This window comes from Streptomyces sp. NPDC005794 (genome assembly GCF_042871445.1).
In the GTDB taxonomy this organism is placed as follows: domain Bacteria; phylum Actinomycetota; class Actinomycetes; order Streptomycetales; family Streptomycetaceae; genus Streptomyces.
In genome coordinates, this window is the sequence record NZ_JBIAIN010000045.1 from 1 (window position 1) to 7,603 (window position 7,603).

Annotated in this window: 6 protein-coding genes and 1 pseudogene; 3 read left to right on the top strand and 4 right to left on the bottom strand. The window is 69.8% G+C overall.

Annotated features, from left to right (window positions below):
* Nucleotides 1–124: pseudogene (locus tag ACFYQ5_RS35865) on the bottom strand (xylose isomerase); the annotation flags it as partial.
* A 324-nt stretch (nt 125–448) separates the two neighbouring features.
* Here ACFYQ5_RS35865 and yicI point away from each other — a divergent pair.
* The 3 genes from yicI (at nt 449) to ACFYQ5_RS35880 (ending at nt 5,575) form a co-directional block, all read left to right on the top strand.
* Nucleotides 449–2,686: an alpha-xylosidase gene (gene yicI, locus ACFYQ5_RS35870; protein ID WP_389203794.1), complete on the top strand. Its 2,238-nt coding sequence runs from the start codon at nt 449–451 to the stop codon at nt 2,684–2,686.
* Between the two features lie 184 nt (nt 2,687–2,870).
* Nucleotides 2,871–3,497, top strand: coding sequence for a histidine phosphatase family protein (locus tag ACFYQ5_RS35875; RefSeq protein WP_389203796.1), 627 nt, complete (start codon nt 2,871–2,873; stop codon nt 3,495–3,497).
* 380 nt (nt 3,498–3,877) lie between these two features.
* Entirely contained in the window at nt 3,878–5,575 is a 1,698-nt protein-coding gene (locus ACFYQ5_RS35880; protein WP_389203797.1) for an LCP family protein, read from the top strand.
* A 98-nt stretch (nt 5,576–5,673) separates the two neighbouring features.
* On the opposite strand, the gene ACFYQ5_RS35885 is transcribed toward ACFYQ5_RS35880, so the two are convergent.
* The 3 genes from ACFYQ5_RS35885 to ACFYQ5_RS35895 form a co-directional block, all read right to left on the bottom strand.
* On the bottom strand, nt 5,674–6,321 hold the full coding sequence (locus ACFYQ5_RS35885) for a class F sortase (protein ID WP_389203799.1): 648 nt from the start codon (nt 6,319–6,321) through the stop codon (nt 5,674–5,676).
* Nucleotides 6,322–6,373: 52 nt separating this feature from the next.
* The gene (locus tag ACFYQ5_RS35890; protein ID WP_389203801.1) at nt 6,374–7,171 is read right to left on the bottom strand and encodes a hypothetical protein; all 798 of its coding nucleotides are present in this window, start codon (nt 7,169–7,171) and stop codon (nt 6,374–6,376) included.
* 132 nt (nt 7,172–7,303) lie between these two features.
* Nucleotides 7,304–7,435 carry a hypothetical protein gene (locus tag ACFYQ5_RS35895; protein ID WP_389203802.1) on the bottom strand — a complete coding sequence of 44 codons (132 nt, stop codon included), beginning with the start codon at nt 7,433–7,435 and terminating at the stop codon, nt 7,304–7,306.
* Nucleotides 7,436–7,603: the final 168 nt, after the last annotated feature.

The window sequence follows — 7,603 nt, forward strand, 5'->3', positions numbered from 1 at the left end:
CCGACTCGACCGGGTCCAGGGCGGGACGCGTCGCGTCACCGAACGGGTCGTTGCCACGCCAGCCCACGGTCCAGAGACCGAAGGTGAACCTGTCCGCGGGGGTGGGAGTGAAGCGGTCCGGCATTGCACAGCCTCTTGTCGACGTCAGGCCCGGACGACACCTCGGCCGCCCGGTCAATTTGTTTGCTTGCAGAATTAATACGCCATCCCGTCAAAGGTTTCTAGACCATTTCCGTGACGTATCGGTCACGTGGCGCCAACATGGCAGATCCGGGGCGCCACCATACGATTCGGCTACTCGGGCATTCCGGGAATTCCCGTCGTCCACCCACCCTGTCGGTCACATTTGTTTTGTGTACGATCAAAACCGAGAGGACCCGCAGCCGCGCTTGCCGCAGGCGCCCTGACGTCCCGCCCAGCACCCCCTGATCGGCTAAGGACCACCCCCATGAAGTTCACCGACGGCTTCTGGCAGATGCGCAGTGGTGTGCACGCCTCGTACGCCACGGAAGTACGCGATGTCCGCCTCGACGACGACCGCCTCGCCGCTTACGCCGCAGTCAAGCGCGTCACGCGCCGCGGCGACACGCTGAACGCTCCGCTGATCACCGTGGAGGCCTACGCCCCGGCCGAGGGCGTCATCGCGGTGCGCCTCACCCACCACGCCGGCAAGCGCCGCAAGGGCCCCGACTTCGAACTGCCGGGCGCCGCCCCGCAGTCCGCCGCCACGACCCGTACGCAGGGCACGACCGCCGAGCTGACCAGCGGCCCGCTGACCCTGCGGCTTCCCACCGAGGGCGTCTTCGGCCTGGAGTTCCTCGACGGGGACGGCCGGGTCCTGACCTCCGCCGGCCGCAAGGGAAGCGCGTTCGCCACCGTCGACGACGGCAGCCACCACATGTTCGCCCAGCTCGCCCTCGGCGTGGGCGAGACCGTCCACGGCCTCGGCGAGCGTTTCACGCCGTACGTGAAGAACGGCCAGGTCGTCGACATGTGGCAGGCCGACGGCGGCACCAGCAGCGAGCAGGCCTACAAGAACATCCCGTTCTATCTGTCCTCACGCGGCTACGGCGTCTTCGTCAACCACCCCGGCAAGGTCTCCTTCGAGATCGGCTCCGAGGCCGTGGGCCAGGTGCAGTTCAGCGTCGAGGACCAGACGATGGAGTACTTCGTCGTCGCGGGCCCCACCCCGAAGGACGTCCTGTCCCGGTACGCCGCCCTCACCGGTCTCCCCGCGCTTCCCCCGGCCTGGTCGTTCGGCCTCTGGCTGACCACCTCCTTCACCACCTCCTACGACGAGGCCACCGTCACCTCCTTCGTCGACGGCATGGCCGAGCGCGGCATCCCGCTGAGCGTCTTCCACTTCGACTGCTTCTGGATGCGCGAGTACCAGTGGTGCGACTTCGAGTGGGACCCGGCGGTCTTCCCCGACCCGGAGGGCATGATCGCCCGGCTCAAGGACAAGGGCCTGAAGATCTGCGTCTGGATCAACCCGTACATCGGGCAGAAGAGCGCCCTGTACGAAGAGGGCGCCGCCAAGGGCTACTTCGTCGAGACCGCCGACGGCGACATCTGGCAGTGGGACAAGTGGCAGGCCGGCATGGCGCTGGTCGACTTCACCAACCCCGAGGCCACCGCCTGGTACCAGGCCAAGCTCAAGGTCCTCCTGGACCAGGGCGTCGACGGCTTCAAGACCGACTTCGGCGAGCGCATCCCGACGGACGTCGTCTGGCACGACGGCTCCGACACCGAGCGCATGCACAACTACTACACGCACCTCTTCAACCAGGCCGTCTTCGAGCTCCTGGAGGAACAGCGGGGCGCGGGCGAGGCCGTCCTCTTCGCCCGCTCCGCCACCGCCGGCGGCCAGCAGTTCCCGGTCCACTGGGGCGGTGACTGCTGGTCCTCCTTCGAGGCGATGGCGGAGTCCCTGCGTGGCGGCCTCTCGCTGTCCCTGTCCGGCTTCGGCTTCTGGAGCCACGACATCGGCGGCTTCGAGGGCACCCCCGACCCGGCGGTCTTCAAGCGCTGGCTCGCCTTCGGCCTGCTCTCCTCGCACAGCCGGCTGCACGGCTCCTCGTCGTACCGCGTGCCGTGGGAGTTCGGCGACGAGGCGGTGGACGTGGCCCGGCAGTTCACCCGCCTCAAGCACCGCCTGATGCCGTACCTGTACGGCGCCGCCGTCGAGGCCCACCGCACGGGCGTCCCGACGATGCGCCCCCTGCTGCTGGAGTTCCCGGACGACCCGACGGCCCGCACGGCGGACCGCGAGTACCTGCTGGGCCCGGACGTCCTGGTCGCCCCGGTCTTCACCGAGGACGGGGAGGTGGAGTACTACGTGCCCGAGGGCACCTGGACCCACCTGCTGACGGGCGACACCGTCACCGGCCCCTCCTGGCGCCGCGAGACCCACGGCTTCGACAGCCTGCCCCTGCTGGTCCGCCAGGGCGCGGTCCTGGCGCTGGGTGCGGACGAGTCCCGCCCGGACGGCGAGTGGCTCGACGGCCTCGAACTCCGCGTGTTCGCCCCCGCCGGAACGGGCGACTTCACCCGCACGGTGACCGTCCCCGACCGCACGGGGGCGGTGGCGGCGGTCTACGAGGTGGTCCGCGAGGGCGGCGAGGTCCGCGTCACGACGGACACGGACCGGCCGTACACGGTCACGGTCGTCGGCGAATCGGCCTGACGCAGCAGTCAGCCGCCCGGCATGCGGCGGCCCGGTCCGATGCGCTGGTTGCGCGGTCCGGGCCCGGAGCCGCCCTGCCGGGGCGAGCCGTCCCGCGCCGGGCCGGATGGAATGCGATCGTGGGCCGGCAGGTTGGCACCAGCGGTACATACGTACGAGTACGGCGCACAGAACGGAAGTATCCATGGGCGAGTTGATCCTGATCCGGCACGGCGAGACCGAATGGTCCCGCTCCGGGCAGCACACGAGTCACACGGACCTGCCCCTGACCGACCTCGGGGAGCGCCAGGCCCGCGCGCTCGTTCCCGTCCTCGAGGAGCGCAGCGTCGGCCTCACCCTGGTCAGCCCCCTCCTGCGCGCCCGCCGCACCGCGGAGCTGGCCGGCCTGCGCGCGCCGCGTGTGACGCCGGACCTGCACGAGTGGGATTACGGCGCGTACGAGGGCGTCACCACGGTGGAGATCCGCCGTACCCGCCCCGACTGGGACCTCTGGAGGCACGGCGTCGCACCCGGGCCCGAAGACCACCCCGGCGAGTCCCCGTCGGAGATCGCGGACCGCGCCGACCGGGTCCTGGCCGAGGTCGGTGCGGCGGCCTCCCGCATGGGCCACGACGACGTCGCGCTGGTCGCCCACTCCCATTTCCTGCGCGTCCTCACGGCCCGCTACCTGGGGCTGCCCGTCACCAGTGGCGAACTGTTCCAGCTGGCCACGGGCGCGGTCTCACTGCTCGGCCGGGAACACGGCAAGCCGGTCATCAAGGCCATGAACATCGCCATCCCGAAGAGCATGTTCGAGGCGGCGGGCTGCTGACCGGGTCTCCGGGACGGCCCGTCGCGCCGCACCCGGCCATCGCCACCATAGGGCCCCGGGGGAGTACGAGACAGCGGGGGGCCGAGTTCCACGGGCTGGGTAACCGTCCCTGGCCCAGCGGCAGAGGCGGGTGTGCGGCGTGGCTCAGGAGTGGCGGCCGATGCCTGTTCGAGGCTCCGCTGTTCTCGGCGCCCCGTGAACGGGGGCCTCAGCGCATGTCGGGCGCAAGCGTGGTGAAGGACACGGCAGTTGGCGTGCAGTCAAAACGCGTGCGTCACAGCAGGTTTGTTGCGAACAACATGAAACAACACACCCCCCAGTAGTATGGCGTGTCGAACAATTAGGCGACTCGTGTGGTACCTGACAGAGAACTGGGGAGCATGGACGCGCAGACCTATGGAGGGGCGGACGAGGTCGACCCCGCGGACCAGTGGGTGGTCGATCCCGAGACCGGTGCGTACGAACTGCGCTTGGACGGTCCGTCAGCAGCCGGCCCCCACGGTGACTCCGGCGCCGGATCCCCTTCTCCCGACGGCACCGCCACTGCCGCGCCCGCCCGGGTGCCCCGGCAGCGCAGCCGCCGTGACGCGTCCGCTCCCGCCACCGCACCCGGATCCGGCCGCCGCAAGCGCAAGCAGCGCGGCAGGAAGAAGGTGCTGCTGTGGACCGGGGGTGGCCTCGCGTTCCTCCTCGTCGGGACGTCGGCGTACGCGTACTACTGGTACAACCGCCTCGACGGCAACATCACCACCGTCGACATCGGCGACGTGGGGAGCGACGGCGTCCTGGCGGACGGTCCGGCCAACATCCTGATCATCGGCAACGACGTACGCGTCGGCAAGGGCAACGAGGGTTACGGCAACCGGGACAACGTCACCGGTCACGCCGACACCACGCTCCTCCTCCACATATCGGGTGACCGTTCCAACGCCAGCGTGGTGAGCATTCCCAGGGACCTCATGACCACGATCCCGGACTGTGAGACCAGACAGCCCGACGGCTCGACCGAGGTCATCGCCGGCTCGGCCTCGCCCACCAAGTTCAACGAGTCCTTCGGGGTGAACGGACGCGATCCGGGCTGCACCATGCGTACGGTCGAGGGCATCACCGACCTCGAGGTCGACCACTTCATGATGTTCGACTTCAACGCGGTCAAGACGCTGTCCACCGCGGTCGGCGGCGTCAAGGTGTGTCTGAAGGAGCCCATCAAGGACGAAGACGGCGGGTCCAAGCTCGACCTCCCGGCGGGGGAGAGCCGGATCGCGGGGGAGGACGCGCTCTCGTTCCTCCGCAACCGGCACGGTCTCAAGAACGAGAGCGACCTGGACCGGATCGAGATGCAGCAGAAGTTCGTCGCGTCGATGATGCGACAGCTGAAGGAAGACACACTGAGCAGTCCCACGAAGATGCTCGATGTCGCCGAGGCGGCCACCAACGCCCTCACCGTGGACAAGGGGATAGGCAGCGCGGGCAAGCTCGTCACCCTCGCCAGGGAGCTCGGCAAGATCGACCTGAAGAACATCACCCTGATGACGATGCCGGTGGTCGACAACCCGGACGAGCCCACGCCCGTCACCGTCGTTCCGGACCCGGTCGAGGCGCCGAAGGTCTTCAGCATGCTGCAGAACGACGTGTCCTTCACCGAGGCGAAGAAGGAGCAGAAGACGGCCAAGGACAAGCAGGCCGCTCTGCTCGAAGGGCCGCGGGCGGAGGCGTCGGACGTGCGTGTCGATCTCGCCAACGGCGGCGCACCGCCAGGGTCGGCGGGCAGGGTCCTGGGCTGGCTGCAGAGCTCCGAGGGCGTGCTGAAGTCCAGCAACGTCGGCAACGCCCCGGAGAACGTGGCCGCGACGACGCTGGAGTACGCGCCGAACCAGGCCGACCAGGCCCGTGCGCTCGCGGACCTCATGGGTCTGCCCGCCTCGGCACTGAAGCCCGGCACGACGGACGCCACCGGGACGGAGGCGATGATGCTCGTGCTCGGGGCGGACTTCAAGGAGGCCGGCACACCCATCGCCTCGCCGAAGAAGGTGGACGTCAAGCAGTCCCGGGCCGACGAGAGCGTGTGCGCGACGTAGCCGGGCCGGGGCGACGGTCGTCGGGCGGCCGGTGGAGCACGCGGACGGCCGGTACCTCGCCCCCGAGGTACCGGCCGGTTCCGTGTGGCGTGCCTGGGTCAGGCCGCCTTCGTGAGTGACGTCAGGTGGGCGAAGACGACGACGTTGGCGGAGTAGCCGTTCTTCTTGTCGAAGCGTCCACCGCAGGTCATGAGCCTGAGCTCAGGACGGCCGGTGGTGCCGTACACCTTGTCGTCGGGGAACTTCTCCTTCGTGTAGGTCTTCACCTCGTCGACGGTGAAGACCGCGGTCCGCCGGTCCGCCCGGGTGACCTTCACGGTGTCACCCCGGCGCAGGGCGTTGAGATTGAGGAAGATCGCCGGTCCCGTCGCGGTGTCCCGGTGGCCTACGAGCAGAGAGGTTCCCGCCTCTCCGGGGGACGGTCCCCTGCGGTACCAGCCCACCACCTTGGGCTTGCTCAGCGGCGGGGCGCCGAGCCGGCCCTTCTTGTCGAGGTCGAGGCCGGTGACGGACGCTTCGATGAAGATCGCGGGGACGGCGACCTTCACCGGCCGGGAGTGCACCAGTGGTGCGTGCGAGGCCGGTACCTTCGCCTGTGGCTCGTGCGGTGCCCTTCGGAACGGCGGGGCCCCGCCGCCCGCGGCGTCGCTGCCACGGGCGGCGGTGACCGACGAGGCGTCCTCGGGCGATTCCGAGCTCGCCCACACGACGCCGGTCACCAGCGAGAAGGTCACGCACAGGGTCATGGTGAGCCGGCACGCACGACTCGGTCCCCGTCGTCGCCGTCGGCCGCGCGAGTTATGCCTCGTTGCGGGCACGGCGGCGTGCGGATCGACGGACCACGATCAGCCCCGCGATTCCGACGGCACCGGCGACGAGCGCGGTCGAGGCGCCGACGTTCGACTCGCTCTCGGAGCTCACGCTCTCCATGTCCGGGACGCCACCGCCACCCGCGGGCACCGCGCCGGACGGCTTGTCGTACGACTTCTCGCCGCCGGACCAGGACGAACCTTCGCCGCCGGTCTTGCCGCCGTGCTCTTCCTTCTCGCCGCCGGACCAGGACGAACCTTCGCCGCCGGTCTTGCCGCCGTGCTCTTCCTTCTCGCCGCCGGCCCGGGAGGAACTGTCCTTGCTGCCGCCGTGACCTTCCTCCTTCTTGCCCTCGTGGGAGCAGTCGACCGTGAAGTTCTTCTGCTTGGGCGTCGCGCCCGGGACCGGCCACTGGAGCAGGTACGTACCGTTCGGAAGGCGGTACTCGTCGCTCTCGGCCCGGCCCTGGGCGAGCGGGAGGGTGTCGGCCAACGTGTTCGAGGTCAGAGGGAGCGATGCCGGGGGCTGCTCAGTGATCGACCAGCCGATCGACGGCGCTCCGTCGAAGTTGGTCGCCACGAGCTTGAACTCGCAGACCTTGATGACGCCCTCTTCGTGGTGCCCGCCACGGGAGTGCTCGGTCGACTGGATGTCGATGTCGCCGCTCTCACCGAGGGCGAAGGCGGCCGGAGCTCCGGCCAGGGTGGCGCCGGCGACGGCCACCGCGGCGGCCAGGGTGACGCCCGTACGGGCGCTGCGGGAGCGGACGGAAGCGGAAATACGCATGCTGGGCTCCTTCAAGCCGGGATGATTGTCGTACTGATCACCTGATCGCCTAAGAGATGACACGGATCTTCGGAAGAGCGTGTCGGGACACCATGAAAACGAGTAAAAGTACCCTGACTGGCCCACAGCGGATCAGCTGGAACGCCGTCGGCGGCGCCGGTGCACGGCCACCAGGGCGACGGCCGCGACAGCATTCGCGGCGATCCCGGCCCAGGTCACGGGGGGATCGAAGGCATGGTGCGCGGCGCGCTCGGTGATCCGCACGCGTGTCCGTGGGGACGTGCGCGGCACCATGCGCCAGGGGCGGGGCCCCCCCCCCGGGGGGGGGGGGCCCCCCGCCCGCCCCCCCCCCCCCACCGGGGGGGGCCCCCCCCGGGTGCCCGCCCCCCCGCCCCGGGCCGGGGACTGGTAGACCACGCAAACGCAGTTATT